Below are 17,191 nucleotides of genomic sequence, written 5' to 3'. Positions count from 1 at the left end.
AAGCGCGTTGCGCGCGTAAGTCGGCGTAGGATCCCACTACCCGACCCACGCCCATGCACCCATTTCACCCATTTCGCGGCCCGTCGCGCCGGCCGCGATGGGCCCTCGTCCTGTTCGTGTCCGTGCTGGGCACGCTGGCGCAGCTGTATCCCGCCGCGCCGGCCCTGGCCCAGAATGCCCTCGTCTCGCACGCCGAACAGCCGCCGCGCCTGATCCGCAAGACCACCGTCTACCAGGCGCCGGCCGGCGTGCGCCTGCAGCCCGGCGACATCGTCGAATCGAACGCCGGCACGGTCCAGATCGAATGGTCCAACGGCGCCCGCTTCGCGCTCGGCCCGGCCAGCAGCGTGCTCGTGCTTGACGCCGGCGCGGCGCCCGCGGCCAGCCTGCTGCGCGGCTGGGGCAAGTTCGCCGGCGGCGCCCCGCCGGGCGGACGCCTGGCGCTCGATGCCGGCCTGCTCTCGCTGCCGGCCACCGGCGCCAGCGGCATCCTGCGCCTGGCGCCCGAGGGGACGGAACTGTTCGTCGAGAGCGGCGCTGTGGCCGTCACCGATAATGGCGCCGGCGGTCCCGTCGGCGCGCGCGCTGTCGCGGTCGGCCGCGAGCAGTATGCGGCGCGACTGTCCACGCGACCGCTCGCGATCGCCCCGCGCGCGCCGCGCCTGTTCGTGCAGCAGCTGCCGCGCGCCTTCCTCGACCCGCTGGTCGGGGTCGCGGCGCGCGTACGCGCCGCCGAACCGAAGGCGCAGCGCGAGATCGCCGCCTTTGATATCGCCGCCTGGCGCGACGCCGGCCAGCCAATGCGCCGCCGCCTGGCTGCGCAGTTCGCCCCGCGTCTCGAGGACGCCGTGTTCCGCAACGAAGTCGAAGACCTGCTTGCCGACCAGCCGGAGTGGCGCGACGCGCTGCGCCGCCAGCGCGCGGTTGGCATCCGTGCCAACAATCGTGCCAATACCCCGCAAAACCACCTGTTCTGACCATGAAGATCCGTTCGCTCGCCGCCAAGTTCAACCTGGTCTTCCTGGCCGTGTCCGTGTTCGGCTTCTGCGCCGCCGGCGTCGTCACCGATGCGATGCTGGCCGAGAATGCCCGCGAAGAGACGCTGCAGCACGCGCGCCTGCTGATGCAGGCCTCGGACGCGGCCACCAAATACACCAGCGCCCACGTCACGCCGCTGCTGGAAAACCGCCTCAAGTTCGAGTTCCTGCCCGAGGCGGTGCCGACCTTCGCCGCCATCGAGCACCTGAACCAGCTGCTCAAGGCCTATCCCAACTACGGCTACAAGCAGGCCACGCTCAACCCGACCAATCCGCGCAACCGCGCCGACGAATTCGAAAAGCCGCTGGTCGAGCGCCTGCTCGCCGAGCCGCAGACCGCCGAACTGGTGGGCCAGCACGTCGCCGCCGCCGGGCCGGCGCTGTATGTCGCGCGGCCGATCCGCATCCGCGACGCGGCCTGCCTGGCCTGCCACGGCAAGCCCGAAGACGCGCCGTCCACCATGCGCGACATCTATGGCAGCGAGCGCGGCTTCGGCTGGAAGCTGGGCGAAACCGTCGGCGCCCACGTGGTGTCGGTGCCGATGGAGGTGCCGCTGGCGCGGGCGCGCACGCTGCTGCAGACCTATATGCTGTCGCTGCTCGGGATCTTCGGCTTCCTGTTCGTCGCGCTCAACGTGATGGTGCACCTGTTCGTCACGCGCCGTATCGGCCAGCTGTCGCGCGTCGCCGACGACGTCAGCCTGGGGCGCGCCGACGCCGCCGCCATCGATACCCGGGGCGGGGACGAGCTGGCCGGCCTGGCGCGCTCCTTCGACCGCATGCGCACCAGCTTGAACAGCGCGATGAAAATGCTCGATGAGTGAAGTCCATGAGTTCCCGCGCCAGATCGGCAAGTACCGCCTCGACGCCGTCCTCGGCCGCGGCGCGATGGGCGTGGTCTACCGCGCCTTCGATCCGCTGATCGAACGCACGCTCGCGCTCAAGACCGTCCAGCACCGCCTGGGTGACGCCGACGGGGCGGAGGAACTGCTGCGGCGCTTTCGCACCGAAGCCCAGGCCGCCGGCCGCCTGATGCATCCGAACATCGTGGCCGTGCACGAATACGGCGAAGCGAACGACCTGGCCTGGATCGCGATGGAATTCGTCGACGGCCGCCCGCTGTCGGAAATATGCGGCGTGGACGCGTGCGCCCTGCCCCAGGTCCTGGCCTGGATGCGCGACCTGCTGGCGGCGCTCGCCTATTCGCACGCCCACGGCGTGGTCCATCGCGACATCAAGCCCGCCAACCTGCTGGTCACGCGCGACGGCCGCATCAAGGTCGGCGACTTCGGCATCGCCCGCATCGAGTCGTCCACGCTGACCCAGACCGGCGCCATGCTCGGCACGCCCAGCTATATGTCGCCCGAGCAGTTCCGCGGCGAAGCCATCGACAGCCGCAGCGACCTGTTCTCGGCCGGCGTGGTGGTGTACCAGCTGCTGACCGGCCAGCGCCCGTTTTCCGGGTCCACCGCGGCCGTGATGCAGCAGGTGCTGACCCACAGCCCGGCGCCGCCTTCGCGCCTCAATCCCCTGCTGCCGGCCGCGCTCGATGCCGTGGTCATGCGCGCGCTAGCCAAGACGGCACAGGCTCGCTTCGCCGATGCCGCCGCCTTCCTGCAGGCGCTGGAGACGGCCGGCGCGGCAGCCGCGCCGGATGCCGATGCCACCGTGCTGCTGTCCGCGCCCCCGGTGCTACCCGCGACCGCGAACGCCGCCGAGCCGTCACGGCATGGCCTGACGGCCGACCTCACGGCCTGGAAACTGGCCGTACTGCCGCAACTGGAAGCCTTGCTGACGGCGCAGATCGGTCCCGTCGCGCGGCTCCTGCTGCGCCGGATCGCGGCCGACGCGCCGGATTTTTCCACCCTGGGCGAGCGGCTGCTGGAGCAGATCCCCTCGCCCGCCGCGCGCGCCGATTTCGCCACCAGCCTGGCGGCGCTCGAGCGGGAGCTGGAGAACACGCCGGAGTCCGGTGCGGACGGTCCGGTACAGACGCCTGCGGAAACGGGGAATGTGACGCCTCCCACGCTGGATCCCGCGTTCGGCAGCGCGCTGGCGCACCTGCTGGCGCTGGAAATCGGTCCGATCGCCGCCATCGTCGTCAAGCGCGCGCTGCCCCGGGCCGCCGATCGCACGGCGCTGGTCGACCTGGTGGCCGGGCAGATCGAGGCGCCCGCCGCGCGCGCACGTTTCGTCGATGCGGCGCGCGCGCTGGCCGACGCGCCCTGAGTCAGTCGCACGCCTACGCGAGCATCGCGCCCAGGGTCGCCGCATCAGGCAAGGCCTGGTGCAGCATCAGCAGCGGCTCCATCCCAGGCTCGCCCTCGGTCCAGAACACGGCCCGGCACGCACGGGCTTCGGGAAACGCCGATGCCGCCCCGGACGTCTGGCGTGGCGGTCCACCCAGGCGCGCCAGGGCCGGCTCGAGTTCTTCCAGCGCCAGGTCGCCCCACATCGCGCACACGGCCAGGTCGGCCAGCCGGTCGAACCAATCCATGCCTGTCGTTGCCAGGTCGAGCAGGCAGGCCGCCGCGTGGCCGTGCGGCGCCGCCAGGGTCAGCGGAAAATGGCGCCCGACCCGGTCGAGGCTCGGCAGCAGCACGCCGGCCATCGCGGCTTGCCCGCACACGCCGGGGGCCAGCACGAAGCGCCACTGCGGCGCGTGCAGGTAACGCTCGGGCCAGGCCGCGCCGAGGCGCAGGCGGCCTTCGCGTATCCCCTGCTGCAGCCAGGTATCCCAGGCGGCGACGAAGTCCGGCGGCAGGCGGCGCTGGACGAAGTCGCCATGGCTGGCCAGCTTGCCGAACAGGCCTGGCGCGGCCAGCTCGTGGATCACAGCGCAGCCGGGCAGGCGAAGCCGGTGACCTCGCGCCGGAACGGGTTGATCACGCTGCCCGCGGTCAGCTCCCAGCTCGCCTTGCGGCCGTCCAGGCTCAGGCCGAGGCGGTAGCGCTCAGGCTGCAGTGGCTCGAGCACGCCGCGGTCGACCGTGCGCAGCCAGGCCCAGGGACCGTCGCTGCGCAGGTCGGCCTGGGTTCCCGGCGCCGACAGCCGCACCTGACCATTGCCTTTGCCGCTGGGGAGCAGCAGGGATGCCGCCTGGCCGCCGGCGGCCACTTCCTGGCCGTCGATCTCGAGCCTGGCGCCAGCCAGGCCGGCGTCGGCCCCCAGTGGACGCAGCGTAAAGCGCAAGGTGGGCTGGCGCGCCCCGCCGGCGAAGAACATGTCGCGCAGGCGCGCGCCGCGCTGGAAGGCGTCGAGCGCTCCCTGCGAGGCGCCGGCCAGGCCACCGGCCGCGCGCCAGCGCCAGCGTGCGCCACCCATGTCGACGAAGGTGGCCAGGTGGCGCGTGAAAAAATCGTCCATCAGGCCACCGGGCGCGAAGAACTTGCCGAAATCGTCGGCGGTGGCGTCGCGTGCGCTGGCGCGGTCGAGCGGATAGCGCCCGGCGATGGCGTCGCGGCAGAACTGCGCCAGTCCGGCATTCCACAGCGCGTTCAGGCGCGCGCGCTCGCCGCCCTGGGCCAGGCCGGCGCCGGCGTCGTGGATGCCCTTGAACATGGCCGGCAGCGGCGCCGACTGCCCTTCCCCGGCGCGCTTGAGGCGCACCAGGGCGTCCTGCGCCGGCGCCGGCGCGCCGCTGCGGCGCGCGCCCTCGGCGGCATCGAAGTACAGCGCGGCGTCCCTGACCAGGGCCAGCATCTGCTCGAGCTGGGTCGGCGCCGGGCCCTTGACCAACCGGTGCAGCGGCGCGAAGTGGCTGTCGACCGGATGCTGTTGCTGCTGCGGCGGCGTCGCCGCCGGCTGGGCGCCGAACACCGCCTCCAGCTGGCGCCGCGCGCGGCCGAATTTGTCCTGCACCAGCTTGCCGACGCCGGGCGGCAAGCCGTCGGCCTTGACCGCGGCCAGCGCCGTCTCGCGCGCGGCGCCGGCCAACAGCACGCGCAAGGCCGAATCGGCGCCACCCAGCGCATTGCTGACCCGCGCCGCGTCGTCGAGACTGGCCAGCGGCGCCAGCCGCAGGTCGCCCAGGAAGGCATCCCAGGCGCGGATGTAGTCGGCGAAGTACAGCTGCAGCACCGTCTCGCGCGCCGCCGCCACGTCGAGTGGGGCGCCATTGGCTTCGCGCCGCGCCAGCACCCAGTCGTCGCGCGCGATGTCGGCCACCGCCAGCCAGCTCAGTTGGGCGAAGCGGCGGTAGCCGGCCACGCTGTACAAACCGTTCACGCCGCGTCCCAGCGGCTCGCCGCTGGCGCGCGCCAGCACGCCCGAGGCGTCGCGCCCGAGCGCGCGGCTGACGCTGAACTCGGGCAGCGCCTCCTGCGCCAACTGGCGCTGCGTCACGCCATAAATGCGCTCGGACAGCGACATGCCGGCCAGCGCCTGGCGCGCCTGCGCCACCAGCGCCGCGTCCAGCTGCACCGGTTCGGGCGTGTCGCCCTGTTCGAGCAGCGCCTCCAGGTGCGCCGCCAGTTGCGCGCGCTCGGCTGCGCCGGCCCCGGCCAGGCTGCGCTCCCAGTCGAATTCGACCCAGGCCTGGACCGCGGCGGGATCGAAGTGCTGGCGCTGGCCCAGCATCAGGTAGACCCGCAGGGTTTCGTACAGCAGGTCCTGGCCGCCGGCGTCGCCCCGGCGCAGCACGTTTTCCATGCGCGCCACGATGCGCGTCTCGAGGGTCGTGCGCAGCAGGCGCCGGTAGGCGGCCAATGCGCCGTCACCCAGCTTCTCGCCCTGGTACAGGCCCATGCGCTCGAGGGGCGCCACGTCGCGCTCGCGCTGGGCATACCCGGCGGGCAGCGCACGCGCCGCCTCCAGCAGCGGCAATACGCCCAGCTCGTCGCCATCGGCCGCGGCATCGAATGCGGCGGCCTTGCGCGCCAGCGCGGCGACCGCCACATCCGACTCCTCGACCAGGCGCGTGTTGCGCACGTAGCTGATGGAGAGGGCCGTGGCCAGGAGCAGCGCCAGCGCCGCGCCGCCGGCCAGCACGCCCCATTGCAGCAGGCGGCGCCGGCGCTCGGCGCGCGGATTGAGGCCGGCCAGCCCCGCCTCGCGGAAGATCACGTCGCGCATCAGGCGCGTCAGGAAGTAGCTCCGACCGCTCTCCGGCCGGGGCGGCAGCGCGCGGTCACGCAGGCCGAACGACGCCGCCAGCGACGACATCACGCGGTCGATCGGACTACCTTCTTGCGTGCCGCTGGTGAAGTAGACGCCGCGCAGCAGCGCGGGCTGCTCGAACCGGTTGGCCGAGAACACCGCCTGCAGGAAGTTCTCCAGCGCGTCTTCCAGCGCCGCGAACTGGCGCGGAAAGCCATGGATCAGGGCGCGCCGCCCGAGGTCGCGTTCCTGCTGCATGCGTTCCAGCATGCGCAGCTGCAGCTGGGTTTCGAGCGCGCGGAATTCGGCTGGGAAGGCCGCCAGCGCCTGGGCCGGGGCCGGGGCATCGCTGTCGGCCAGCGAGAAGGTCATGCCCCAGACCTGGGCCCGCTCCTCGCGTCCGAGCGGCTCGAAGAATTCGGTGAAGCCGCCCAGCAGGTCGCTCTTGGTGACGATGACGTACACCGGGAACGCCAGGCCCAGGCGCTCCTGCAGTTCCTGGATGCGGGCGCGCACCGCGCGTGCCTGCGCTTCGCGCGCGGCGCGCGGCTGCAGCAGCAGGTCGGCCACGCTGATGGTGACGATGACGCCGTTGATCGGGCGCCGCGGACGGTGCTTGCGCAACAGGCCCAGAAAGCCGCTCCACGCCGCGCGGTCGACCTCGAGCTGGCTGTCCTGGGTGGTGTAGCGTCCGGCAGTGTCGAGCAGCACCGCTTCGTCGGTGAACCACCAGTCGCAGTGGCGGGTGCCGCCGATGCCGCCGATGGCTTCCGGCCCCAGGGCCTCGGCCAGCGGAAACTCGAGTCCGGAGCGGGTCAGCGCCGTAGTCTTGCCGCTGCCCGGCGCGCCGACGAATACATACCAGGGCAGCTCGTACAGGTAGCGGCCGCGCATGCGCCAGCCGGGGTTCGCGGTGCGCAGCACGGCCAGCGCGGCGCGCATGCGCTGGCCGAGCGCGGCCAGGTCGGCCGCCGCCGGGTCGGGCGGCATGTCCGCAGCCGCCGCCGACGACGGGGGGGCCATGCCGTCCATCAGCGCGCGGTGACGGCGCCACGCCAGCCACAGGCGCGCGGCGAACCACGCCGCCGCCAGCAACACCAGCAGCGCGATCAGCATCCAGCGCAGGCCGGGGCCGGCTTCGAGCAGCGGCGCCCAGAACCAGATCAGGAGGGCCAGCAAGGCCAGTGCAATCAAGGTAGGTATCCACGGCTTGCGCAGCCAGTGGGGGATGAAACGGTTCATGGATCTCTCAATCAAGGCCGGCCGGCTGGCGCGGTGAAGTGGATGCCGTCGGCGCCATCAGGACGATGTCGACGCGCCGGTTGCGCGCACGGTTGGCGGGGCTGTCGTTGGGCGCCACCGGCTCGGTGTCGGCGCGGCCTTCGCTGGCGAAGCGCCCGGCGCCGCCGGCGCGTTGCGACAGCAGCGCCGCGACGGTGCGCGCACGCGCCTTCGACAGGTCGAAGTTGGACGGTAGCCGCGCCGACAGCGAGGGCCGGGTGTCGTCGGTATGGCCGATCACCACCACCCTGCCCGGCTGGCTGCGCAGCACGTCGCCGATGCGTTCCAGCACCGGCAGCAGGCGTTTCGATACTTCGTCGCTGCCGGAGGCGAAACCACCGTCGCCGCGCAGGGTCAGCACCGCGCGCTCGGCATTGCCGCTCACGCTGACCTGGCCGGCGGCGATCTCCAGCGCCAGCGCGGTTGCCAGCGGCGTCGGGCCGGGCGCCGGCGCCGGCGCGGCCACCACGCGCGCCGGCGGCGCCGCGCGCAGCGCCGCCATGCGGGCGTAGACCGGATCGGAAGCGCGGTTGAGCAGCGCGCCATAGGTGAGCTGGAGCAGCAGCAGGACCACGCCGGCGCATACCGCCATCACCCACGGCGGCCAGATCAGCATGCGCGGCTGCGCCCGTTCGTGTCCGCGCCAGTGCGGCGACAGGTCATGCTCGCGCTGGCCGCGCTGCTGGTCGATCAGCGCCAGCAGGCGCTCGCGCAGCAAGGCAAGCTGCTCGTGGCCGCGCTCCAGCACCCGGTAGCGTCCCTCCAGGCCCAGCGCCAGGCACAGGTACATCAGTTCCAGCACGTCCAGGTGACGCCGCGGGTCGGCGCTCAGGCGCTGCAGGACCAGGAAGAATTTCTCGCCGCCCCAGGCCTCATTGTGGAACTCCACCAGCAGGCTGCGCCCGCCCCACACCCCGCCGCCCCAGGGCGTGCTGGAGATGGTCTCGTCGACCAGGGTGCACAGCGCATAGCGCGCGGCGGCGATGGTCTCGGCGTCGATGCGGGCGTCGCGGGCATCGCTTTCGAAACGGCGCACGGCCTCGCTCAGCTGCGCGCGAAGCGTTGCCAGGTCGGGCGCGGTGGCGAGCATGCGCAGCGGCACCACGAGTTCCAGCAGCGGCGCGGCGGCGCGCGCCAGCGGGTTCAGGCCGACGCCGGGCGGCGCCGGTGCGGGCGTCCGGCCTGGCGGAGGAACGGGTGCAGAGGCGAAGGTGGATGCAGCGGGTGTGGGCACGGCCGCCGGCTGCGGCGGCCGGCGGACCGGCCGCGGGACCAGCAGGGTACGGTCCGGGTCCTGCCCGGCGTCGTGGGATTCGTGTGGATTCATGTCAGGAAGCCTGGAGACGGATCGCCCAGAACTGCATCTGCAATCCCGGGAAGCTGCCCGCGATATGCATGGCGAAGCCGGCGGAATTGGACAACTGCTGCCAGTAGTCGCTGGCGCGGTCGAGTTCGAAGTAGGTGTAGCCCGCCAGGTAGGGCAGCTGGCGCGGCGCCACCGGCAGCGGGCGCAGCGCGATGCCGGGCAACTGCAGGTTGACCAGGTCGCGGATCGTCTCCACCGAGCCGATCTTGACCTGCGGCGGGAAGCTGCCGCGCACCACGTCAGGCGCCAGCTGCGCCTGCACCGCGAGCACGAAGGTGGCCGCATGCAGCAGCGTGCGGTCGGGCAGCACCGCCACCCGGATGCCGAACTGGCGCTCTTCGAGCGGGATCGGCACCGCATGCGGATCCATCACCGACGACAGCGAGCGGCGCAGGTCGAGCACCAGCGGGGCGAAACTCTCGTCGAGAGCATCGTGGCGGTAGACCGGATACGGGCCTGGCCGCTTGTCCGCGCGAGTGAAGGTGGCCAGTTCGCCGGCCAGGCGCACCAGTTCGCGGTATAGCGTTTCCGGGTGCAGGCCGCTCATGCCGGCCAGGTGTGCCACCAGCGGCTGGCTGCGGTTGAGCAGCTGCAGCAGCAGGAAGTCGGCGATATCGGCGGCGCCGGCGCCGGTCGGCTGGGCCAGGCGCGCGGCCAGGGCTTCGCCGCGCTGGTGCAGCAGGCCAAGCAGCTCATCGAGGAAGCCCTTCAATGCGGGCGCCGCGCGCACGTCGAGCGCCGGCGGGCAATAGGCGGGATCGAGCACGACCCGGTTGTCGGCGCGCCGCTCGATGACGCGCGCCACGCCCAGCGTGACCCAGGCGTCGGCCACCTCGCTCGCCAGCGCCAAGCACAGGCGCAGTTTGCCGACGGTCATGAGCGCGCTGCTGTCCAGGCCATTGCTGTCCCAGGCTTCGTATTCGCGGCTCCCGTGGCGGGCGTAGTTGTCGAGACCGGGACGGTCGTCGACTTCTGGCATGCCATGGCGCCGCACGGGCAGCGCCAGCACCACCGTGACGTCGCGCGCATCGGGCGGGATGTCGATCGGCAGCGGCAACTCGTCCTCGCTCGGCGCACCGATGGGCGTGCCGTCGGGCAGCACGGCGCTGAAGGCCTGCAAGGCCAGCTTGCCCAGCGCCAGCTGCTGCTGGTCGATCTCGAGCCGCGACACGCCCCAGGCATAGGGCCGCAGCGCGCCGACGCGCGCCTCGAGCTGGGTCGCCAGGTAACGGTCATGCTGCTGGAGATGCTGGGGCTGCAGCAGCATCCCCTCGGACCAGACTACTTTGCTTTGCCACGCCATGGGGTTTCTCAGGAATCGGTGATGGGTGAAGTTTGGCCGGCGCGCAGGCTTTCGACCTGCTGCGCGTAGGCACTGGAGAATTTTTCGCCGAACAGGCGCTGCAGGTCTTCATCGGCGTCGCGCGCCAGCTCGCCGTACAGCTCGACCAGGCGGTCCCACATGCGCGCCTTGCGGCCGGCCGGCAACAGGCGGTCGAAGCGTCCCAGCTCGCTCAGGCGCTGCTCGACACGCGCCGGGTCGAAGCGCTGCACCACGGCGCCGAGCGCCGCGCGCATGCCGGCGATCACGGCCAGCTCATGCGCCTTGAGGTCATCGAAGGCGCCCTGCACCGCCGCCTGCGGCGCCAGGTAGCCGGGCATCCCGGCGCCCAGCATCTGGCCCAGCGCGCTGCCGGCATCGGGGAAGAATTTCAACGGATTGTTGGCGCGCGGGGCGATCATCGTCATGTCGATATGGCTCTCGCGCTTGGTCAGCGCGCGCGCCACCAGCACGTCCATCGTGCCGGCGGTGAGGCCGCGCAGCAGTTCGCCGGCCAGCCGCGCCAGATCTTCCGGCGCGTGGCTGGTGCGCAGCTGCGGCAGGCCCAGGCCGTCGAGCAGGGCTTGCAGCACGGCGCTCTCGGCGGCCGGCGCTATAGCGGGCGGTGGCTCGATGGCCGTGGGTGGCGGCACGGGCGGCGGCGGCGGCGGCGGCGCGGCCCGCTGCAGGTCCGCCAGCGGATCGTAGTCGGCCGGGATGGCGGCGAACACCGGCGGCGGCGCGAACGCCTGCCGCTCAGGCGGCACATGGTCATGCTCGGCGGCTGGCCTGGCGCCATGCGCGGCCTTCCCTGCCAGGCCGGACAGGCCCAGGCCCAGCGGATCGTCGCCGCCCGCAGCGGCGGCGCCATCGAGGATGCGCGCGCCGGCCAGGCTGTCCGGCGGCCCGGGCTCGAACGGCGCCGAGGGCCACGCCGGCGCAGAAACTGGAATAAAAGCGGGAGTAGTAGCGGCCATCGGTGCAGGCGCCATCATCGTGGCGTCGTTCGCGAGCGCCCCTTCCAGCACCGCCTGCAACACATAGTCGCCGACCACGATACGGTCGCCGTCGTCCAGCGCGACCTCGGAGCCGGCGCCCAGGGGACGGTCGTTGACGATGCTCGGATTGCTGCCCGCATCGGTCAGATAGTAACGGCCGTCACGCAGGGTCACGCTGGCGTGGCTGCGCGACACGTACTTGTCCGGGTCGTCCAGCACCAGCCGGTTACCGGGGGCGCGCCCGACCATGCCGCCCTCGGCGTCGAACTCGGCCTGGAGCGGCTCTGGCGGCGGCTGGTCGCGGTAGCTCAGCACGTGCAGTCGCAGTTTCATGTCATTTCCTTGGATTCTGGGCCGGGTGCAAGAGACTTACGCGAGGAACGCTGTGTTGGACGCAAGTTGCGCCCTCATGTCACCCTGCGCTGCTCAGCTCTTGCCGTCGTCGGCTTCGCGCGGCGCGACCGGCGGCGGCCCTGGCCGGATCGTGGCGGCCAGCACCGCCGCGTTCACCGCGGTGGATGCCGACGGCATCGGCAGCGGCATGGTCGAGCCGACGATCACCGCCGGTCCCACGCTGAGAAAGGCGGCGCCGGCCTTCAGCGTGATGTTGGCGCCGGCCTCGATGACCACGTTCATGCCGGCCTTGATGTGGACGGTCTGGCCGGCATACAGCGCCGATTTCATGCCGCCCTCGACCACCATGTTCAGGGCCGCCTCCTGCGTCGCCGAGCCCCCGGTCTCTTCGCGGCGGTCGCCGCCGATCTTGTAGTGGCGGTCGCCGTCGACCTGCTCGATGCTGTCCTTGCCCACCCTGGTGTGGTGGTCGCCGCCGACCCAGGCCAGGGCGTCGCCCTTGATGCGTTGCTCCAGGTCGCGCGCCGCGTGCATATAAAACTGCTCCGCGCCCTTCTTGTCGTCGAAGCGCAGTTCGTTGAAGTTGCCGCCGCCCTTCGAGCTGTTCGACTTGATGGTCGACCTGGTCTGTTTTGCAGGCAGCGCGTGCGGCGGCATGGCGTCGCCGTTGTAGACGCAGCCCGTCACCAGCGGCCGGTCGGGGTCGCCCTCGAGGAAGCTGACCACGACTTCCATGCCGACGCGCGGCACGAACATCATGCCCCAGCCCTTGCCGGCCCAGCCCTGCTGCACTCGCACCCAGCACGAGCTGGTCTCGTCCGACGCGCCGTCGCGGTCCCAGTGGAACTGCACCTTGATGCGGCCATACTGGTCGGTCCAGATCTCTTCGCCGCTTTTCCCCACCACCATGGCGGTCTGCGGCCCCTGCACTACGGGCTTGCTGGCGAGAGCCGGGGCGCGGTAGCTGTGCTCCTTGCCGATCGCCTCGAACACGGTGCGGAAGTCCATACCCTCGTTCGAGCCGTCGGTGCGGTAGTCGTTGCCGGTAATTTCGGTTTGTGCGCCTGTGATCAGGAAGGCCCGGTTCTGGTCGCTGCGCGGATGCTCGGCCAGCGTGAACAGCGCGCCGGCCGTCAGGCCGCGCGCATTGCCGGCCGCCTCGATGCGCTCGCCCTGGCCGTGCAGGGCCTCGATGCGCGCGCGTGCAAAGCCATTGCCGGTGCCGGCGGCGACGTAGCGGCCGGGATAATCGTAGTGCTCGTAGCGCCGCTGGTCGAACGGCGCCGGAATGGTCGACTTGACCATCAGGGCGCCGCTGGTGCTGGCCGAGGCTTTTTCGAAATCGAAGTCGTTGAGCGTGACGACGCTGGGCTGGATCTCGCCGCCGGGCGCGAAGCGGGTCACGGTCTCCTTGAGCGGATCGCGCCCCTCCTCCTCGTCGCGAAACAGGATGGTTTCATAGCCGCCCACGGTCTGGTGCGCGCCATAGCCGTCGGCCAGCACCAGCGTATGCGCGCCGTCCCGGTGCGTGAAGTAGAAGTAGATGCCTTCTTCTTCCAGCAGGCGGCAGACGAAATTGAAGTCGCTTTCCCGGTACTGCACACAGTAGGTGCGCGGCGCTGGTGTGGATGACAGCAGCCCGTCTTTCAGCGAGACCAGCCCGCCGTACTCGGCCACCACCGCCTTGACGATCTCGAGCGCACTCTTGTCCTGGAAGATACGGCAATTGGTGGCGCGCGTGAGCAGCCATAGGGCGGGATGCACGACCGCCTGGTACGACGGCTTGTCGTCGCGCCAGCCCTGGTAGGAGAATTGGGTGACGATGCCGTGGAAGTGGCGCTGCCCCCCTTCGGCCAGGTCGATGCTGACCGTCAGATCAGTGCCAAGGACGTCGGCAATCCGGATGTCGCCGCGCTCGGAGGCTAATTCGATGCGAAACTCCGACAGGCGGCCCAGCGCTTCGCTGCAGTGCATGCGCTTGAACAGGAGGATGTCGGCGCCGAGGACGGTCTTGACGGAGACTTCGCGTTGGGTTTGGGTGGGCAGGATGGACATGGGTTGCGGCTGGGTGTCGAGACTTTTCGCTTCGTGGTGCGGACAAGTTTGCTGGCTCGCGCAACTCAAGCGCGATCTCGACAAATACGCGGTTCGGCACGGGATGGATGCACCGAACCCTGGACAAATCCTGCACCGCGCGAGGACGGCGCAACCGCGTTAGCTGGCCGGCTTTGTATAGACGGCTTCCTCGCAGAACAGGCGATAGTTGTCGGCATTCTTCGTCGCCAGCGTCGGCTCCACCTGACCGAGCGTCGCACAGGCCAGGGTGCCGTACCCGACCTTGCGTTCTTTCTCCTTTGTCGGCAGCGCCTTCCCCGAATGCTGGTAGACGGTATCGGGAAGCTTGACGTCGAGCGTTTTTCCAAGACGGTGCGACAACTCATGAACGACTGCGCCACCGCGCGTGACGTCCATCCTGCTCACCGACGCATCATGCACACGCACCATGCACTTGCGCGTATTCTCATTGAAGAACATGGCGCCGAAGCCGATCGACTGGTGCGTAGCTCCCTGTGGAGCCGACCACCCCCATTCCGCCGACGTACGGACTTCGCTGGCCATCTGGTCGCCTGCGAACTCACGAAGGCGGGTTGTCCAGGCGCCGGCAGCACCAGCGCCGATTCCCTCGTAACAGATGCCAACGAGGGTAGAATTGGCGTTGGTCAGTATCGTACGCAAGCGCTCCGCCACGATACTGGCCTGGCCGACCCCGAACCACCGCTCGACGAGCGTGCGCGACGCCCCCGCGCGCTGCTGCGCGATCATCGCCGTACGCAGCCCGCAACGCATGGCTTCCATGGCTTCGCGCCAGGCCGCCATGGTCCATGCGCGCTCGTTCGAGGATGCGAAAGCCCAGAAGCTTGGCCGGAGGAAGACCCCTCTTGACGGTTGTGCGGGTGCATTGAACGTCATGACGAATTGCCGGCACGCCTGCTCATCGAAGCTCGCGCTCGCATTTGCCCCGCTCAGTCTTTGCAACAACTCGACCGCGCGGCGCCAGTCTGCGATCTCGGGTCGCTGGGCGCCTCCGCCATGCGTCTCCACCTTGCGCATGCTGAACGCCAACAGCCCATAGTCGAGACGCAGATTGAGCGCGAAGATCTCCGGCTCGCGCATGACGGTGAGCCGGCACGCAGCCCAGTCTGCCTTTTCGCACGAGAGACGACTGATCGTCGCCAAGGCCCGGCCTATGTATTGATATCCCAATCCAAAACTCCTTGTATTCGCCATCGGCGCGTGCCGATGCTGTGCCTGAGGCACGATCTGGGTGCCCGCATCTCAGAATCGGGGAAAGGACTTGGGCACGCTACGCATGCCGCGCGCCAGTTCGTAGCGCCGCCAGGCTTCCTGGTTCGAGACGACTGGCTCTCCCCTGTAGTCATTCATGCGCCAGTCGCCGTCCCAGGGTGCGGTGACTCGCCGGCCATTGACGTAAAACTTGACGACGTTTGAAAGGGGGAACTCCGTACTTTTCCAATAGCGGTGACAAAACACCAGCTCCGATGTCGTGATCGCGAGGAACTCGCTGTCGTCGGCGAGCGGTTGCTTCATCGCCACCCTCCCAAGATCCCCGAGGCGATCCAGCACAAAATGGACCTTGGCATTGACTGCCGTATATCCAGACAAAGACGCCACCATGGCGATGCCACCCTTGCACGCCCGGCGCACGCTCTTGACCATGCGCGCATGCGCCCATAGATGCCGTTCGATACGCCTGTCCCTCGGATTCTCTATCTCGTTCATTCGCTGGACCCGGTCCGCCGATACCTGCCTGTCCTTCCTTAGTCTTGCCGTGTCCATCTCGAGCGCGGTCACAGGATTCAGTCGCGATGCCATCAAGCTCGTGACATGCGCCTGTCGGGTGCCCTGAAGGATCGGCGGGCGGTGGGGCGCGAGCACACCGGGATTGGCGATGCTGTCCTCGATGACTGTCTCCGCCCGCGCCGTGGTCGTTCCCAGGGCACCTCTGCCGTTCCACTGCCGGCCAAACGCCACGCCATTACCGATCTTCGCGGTGTTATTGAGATCGTCGCAGATGCGTGCGCCCTGCCCGACGTAAGGCGCCCCTCCGCGCGCGAGGGCGACGCCATAAAGCAGATCCATGAAATCGCCAGGCAGCATTTGCGCATACTCCTGTGCGAACGTAGTACCGAAGTCAGCCGCCGGATCGAGCACCGCCTCGATATCGCCGCCCGGTATGAGGTCCGGATAGTGGAAGGCAATATAGTCGATCACTTTCCGGTACTTCTGGCGCTTTTCGGGCGAGATGCGCGCGATCGACTGGATCACCTCGTGCGGCCGCACCGCAGTGCCGGCCACCACGTCGCGCAAGGGCTGCAGCTCGCTGGTGAAGACGCGATTACCGAATACCGCGCCCGCATCGCGCGCCAAGCGATCGAACTCGTCCATGGAAAAACGGAGCTCTGCGCCCCTGATACTCAAGCGTGCCATCGTGTGAGTTCCTGTTAATGAATTGGACGCAGCGGCCTGCGCATCGACGATCGATCGGCCAGCCTCATGACCCCATCACGGCCGGCCAATGCGGCACGCCGGGGGCCGTCAGCTTGGGCGGACTCGTCATCAGGACCGGGGTGGCATCGCCTGGCTCCTTGCCGTGCGCATGGTAAATGGCCGACGCCCGGAAATATTTCTGATTGGCCCTGATATCCGCAGCCGCGAGCGCGTTGTTCAGCACCACGCCTTGATATTCCAGGAAGCTGAGCACACGATAGAACTCGTTTCTTCCACTCTTGTAATGCCCGGTCTTGCTGGTGATGTAGCGCAGCCTCCCAGCAATGCAACACAGTTCGCCACCGCATTGCACGGGGCCTCCGGCGAAGAAGCTGGAATGATGAAACATGTTCACGATATGGGAATTGGCATACAGGCGATTGTCGAAACCGAGCACAAAGATCGCCCACCCGTGTCCGGAAAAAGCCGTCTCGCGACTGCTGGTGTCGAACAGATTGCCGCTGGCGTCATGGATCCGACCGTTCCGGATCGTCAGGGCATACGATTCCCGTTGCGTTTCATCGCAATACGTCACGCCATGCCTCAACGCATCGACATTCGCACTGTTGCCGCCGCCAAGATACATCCCGGTCGGGTCATCTTCCATATTGATCAGGAAAACACGGTCCACGAAAGCGCCGATGCTGAGCAATCCGCCGTGGGCACGGTAGACCTGGTACCGTAGCTCCGCCGTCCCGGCAATCGTCGGCCCCCAATGCCTGGCCTGCATTTCGCGCGCATAGTGGCTATCGAGGCTGTTGCCGACCCTGGGTACGTCGCGTGCGCCGGCGCCATGGCGTTGCAGTAGTTCTCGTCCAAACGCCAACTGCGGCACAGGAATAGTCGCGACTGCGTCGCCAGAAGACGATTGCTCGTTCCTGAACAAGTCATTGGTAATCTGGACGAACACCGGCTTCGTGCTATCGAGAACAGAGAGGATCGTCGCCTGACTGGCACGTTCCCGGCGAGCATTCGCGGTCAACCAGGAAATGCATCCGCGTCTCAGGCGTCTTACTGCGTCGAGCTTTGCAGGCAGGTTATGCGCTGCATTCTGGACTGTCCGAAGTGCACCCTTGATTTCTTGAAAATCCGACTTTGTCTTGAAGATGCGCCCGACTCCACTTCGTCCGGTCAGCGAATCGAATTGCGCGACGGTAGGTATATTCAT

General features: G+C 69.2%; 12 protein-coding genes. 3 read left to right on the top strand and 9 right to left on the bottom strand.

Annotation, left to right across the window (positions count from 1 at the left end; genetic code table 11):
* The first annotated feature begins 53 nt into the window (after positions 1–53).
* From AC3A6F_RS02770 to AC3A6F_RS02760, 3 genes are read left to right on the top strand one after another with little or no spacing between them, the layout of a single operon-like run.
* Complete coding sequence (locus AC3A6F_RS02770) at positions 54–977, top strand: FecR family protein (RefSeq protein WP_487678432.1); 924 nt, start codon at positions 54–56, stop codon at positions 975–977.
* Positions 978–979: 2 nt separating this feature from the next.
* Complete coding sequence (locus tag AC3A6F_RS02765) at positions 980–1,861, top strand: Tll0287-like domain-containing protein (protein WP_487678431.1); 882 nt, start codon at positions 980–982, stop codon at positions 1,859–1,861.
* Positions 1,854–3,266: a serine/threonine-protein kinase gene (locus tag AC3A6F_RS02760; RefSeq protein ID WP_487678429.1), complete on the top strand. Its 1,413-nt coding sequence runs from the start codon at positions 1,854–1,856 to the stop codon at positions 3,264–3,266. Before AC3A6F_RS02765 ends, AC3A6F_RS02760 begins: the two co-directional genes overlap by 8 nt.
* Positions 3,267–3,279: 13 nt before the next feature.
* Here the strand turns inward: AC3A6F_RS02760 and tagF are convergent, their stop codons facing one another.
* The 9 genes from tagF to AC3A6F_RS02715 all read right to left on the bottom strand — a co-directional run bounded on the left by tagF (position 3,280) and on the right by AC3A6F_RS02715 (position 17,191).
* Positions 3,280–3,873: a type VI secretion system-associated protein TagF gene (gene tagF, locus AC3A6F_RS02755; RefSeq protein ID WP_487678428.1), complete on the bottom strand. Its 594-nt coding sequence runs from the start codon at positions 3,871–3,873 to the stop codon at positions 3,280–3,282.
* Positions 3,870–7,376 carry a type VI secretion system membrane subunit TssM gene (gene tssM, locus AC3A6F_RS02750; RefSeq protein WP_487678427.1) on the bottom strand — a complete coding sequence of 1,169 codons (3,507 nt, stop codon included), beginning with the start codon at positions 7,374–7,376 and terminating at the stop codon, positions 3,870–3,872. Before tssM ends, tagF begins: the two co-directional genes overlap by 4 nt.
* A 7-nt stretch (positions 7,377–7,383) precedes the next feature.
* Positions 7,384–8,742, bottom strand: coding sequence for a type IVB secretion system protein IcmH/DotU (gene icmH / locus AC3A6F_RS02745; protein ID WP_487678426.1), 1,359 nt, complete (start codon positions 8,740–8,742; stop codon positions 7,384–7,386).
* Position 8,743: 1 nt separating this feature from the next.
* A complete protein-coding gene (tssK, locus tag AC3A6F_RS02740; protein WP_487678425.1) occupies positions 8,744–10,084 on the bottom strand; it encodes a type VI secretion system baseplate subunit TssK in 1,341 nt (446 codons plus the stop codon).
* 8 nt (positions 10,085–10,092) lie between these two features.
* Positions 10,093–11,433, bottom strand: a complete 1,341-nt coding sequence (tagH, locus tag AC3A6F_RS02735) for a type VI secretion system-associated FHA domain protein TagH (RefSeq protein ID WP_487678424.1) — start codon at positions 11,431–11,433, stop codon at positions 10,093–10,095.
* A 93-nt stretch (positions 11,434–11,526) separates the two neighbouring features.
* A complete protein-coding gene (locus tag AC3A6F_RS02730) occupies positions 11,527–13,509 on the bottom strand; it encodes a type VI secretion system Vgr family protein (protein WP_487678422.1) in 1,983 nt (660 codons plus the stop codon).
* A gap of 159 nt (positions 13,510–13,668) precedes the next feature.
* On the bottom strand, positions 13,669–14,691 hold the full coding sequence (locus tag AC3A6F_RS02725; RefSeq protein WP_487678421.1) for a hypothetical protein: 1,023 nt from the start codon (positions 14,689–14,691) through the stop codon (positions 13,669–13,671).
* 99 nt (positions 14,692–14,790) lie between these two features.
* Positions 14,791–15,921: a hypothetical protein gene (locus AC3A6F_RS02720; protein ID WP_487678419.1), complete on the bottom strand. Its 1,131-nt coding sequence runs from the start codon at positions 15,919–15,921 to the stop codon at positions 14,791–14,793.
* Positions 15,922–16,027: 106 nt separating this feature from the next.
* A complete protein-coding gene (locus tag AC3A6F_RS02715) occupies positions 16,028–17,191 on the bottom strand; it encodes a hypothetical protein (RefSeq protein ID WP_487678418.1) in 1,164 nt (387 codons plus the stop codon).

It is taken from the genome of Massilia sp. Soil_C_3 (assembly GCF_057657035.1).
Note: the sequence above shows the minus strand (reverse complement) of the source record. Positions and strands in the feature narration are given on the sequence as shown.

Coding starts and splice junctions, on each gene's coding strand:
- tssM (WP_487678427.1), bottom strand. CDS start 7,376: ATGAACCGTTTCATCCCCCACTGGCTGCGCAAGCCGTGGATACCTACC.
- tssK (WP_487678425.1), bottom strand. CDS start 10,084: ATGGCGTGGCAAAGCAAAGTAGTCTGGTCCGAGGGGATGCTGCTGCAG.
- AC3A6F_RS02730 (WP_487678422.1), bottom strand. CDS start 13,509: ATGTCCATCCTGCCCACCCAAACCCAACGCGAAGTCTCCGTCAAGACC.
- AC3A6F_RS02720 (WP_487678419.1), bottom strand. CDS start 15,921: ATGGACGAGTTCGATCGCTTGGCGCGCGATGCGGGCGCGGTATTCGGT.
- AC3A6F_RS02765 (WP_487678431.1), top strand. CDS start 980: ATGAAGATCCGTTCGCTCGCCGCCAAGTTCAACCTGGTCTTCCTGGCC.
- icmH (WP_487678426.1), bottom strand. CDS start 8,742: ATGAATCCACACGAATCCCACGACGCCGGGCAGGACCCGGACCGTACC.
- AC3A6F_RS02760 (WP_487678429.1), top strand. CDS start 1,854: ATGAGTGAAGTCCATGAGTTCCCGCGCCAGATCGGCAAGTACCGCCTC.
- AC3A6F_RS02715 (WP_487678418.1), bottom strand. CDS start 17,191: ATGAATATACCTACCGTCGCGCAATTCGATTCGCTGACCGGACGAAGT.
- tagH (WP_487678424.1), bottom strand. CDS start 11,433: ATGAAACTGCGACTGCACGTGCTGAGCTACCGCGACCAGCCGCCGCCA.
- AC3A6F_RS02770 (WP_487678432.1), top strand. CDS start 54: ATGCACCCATTTCACCCATTTCGCGGCCCGTCGCGCCGGCCGCGATGG.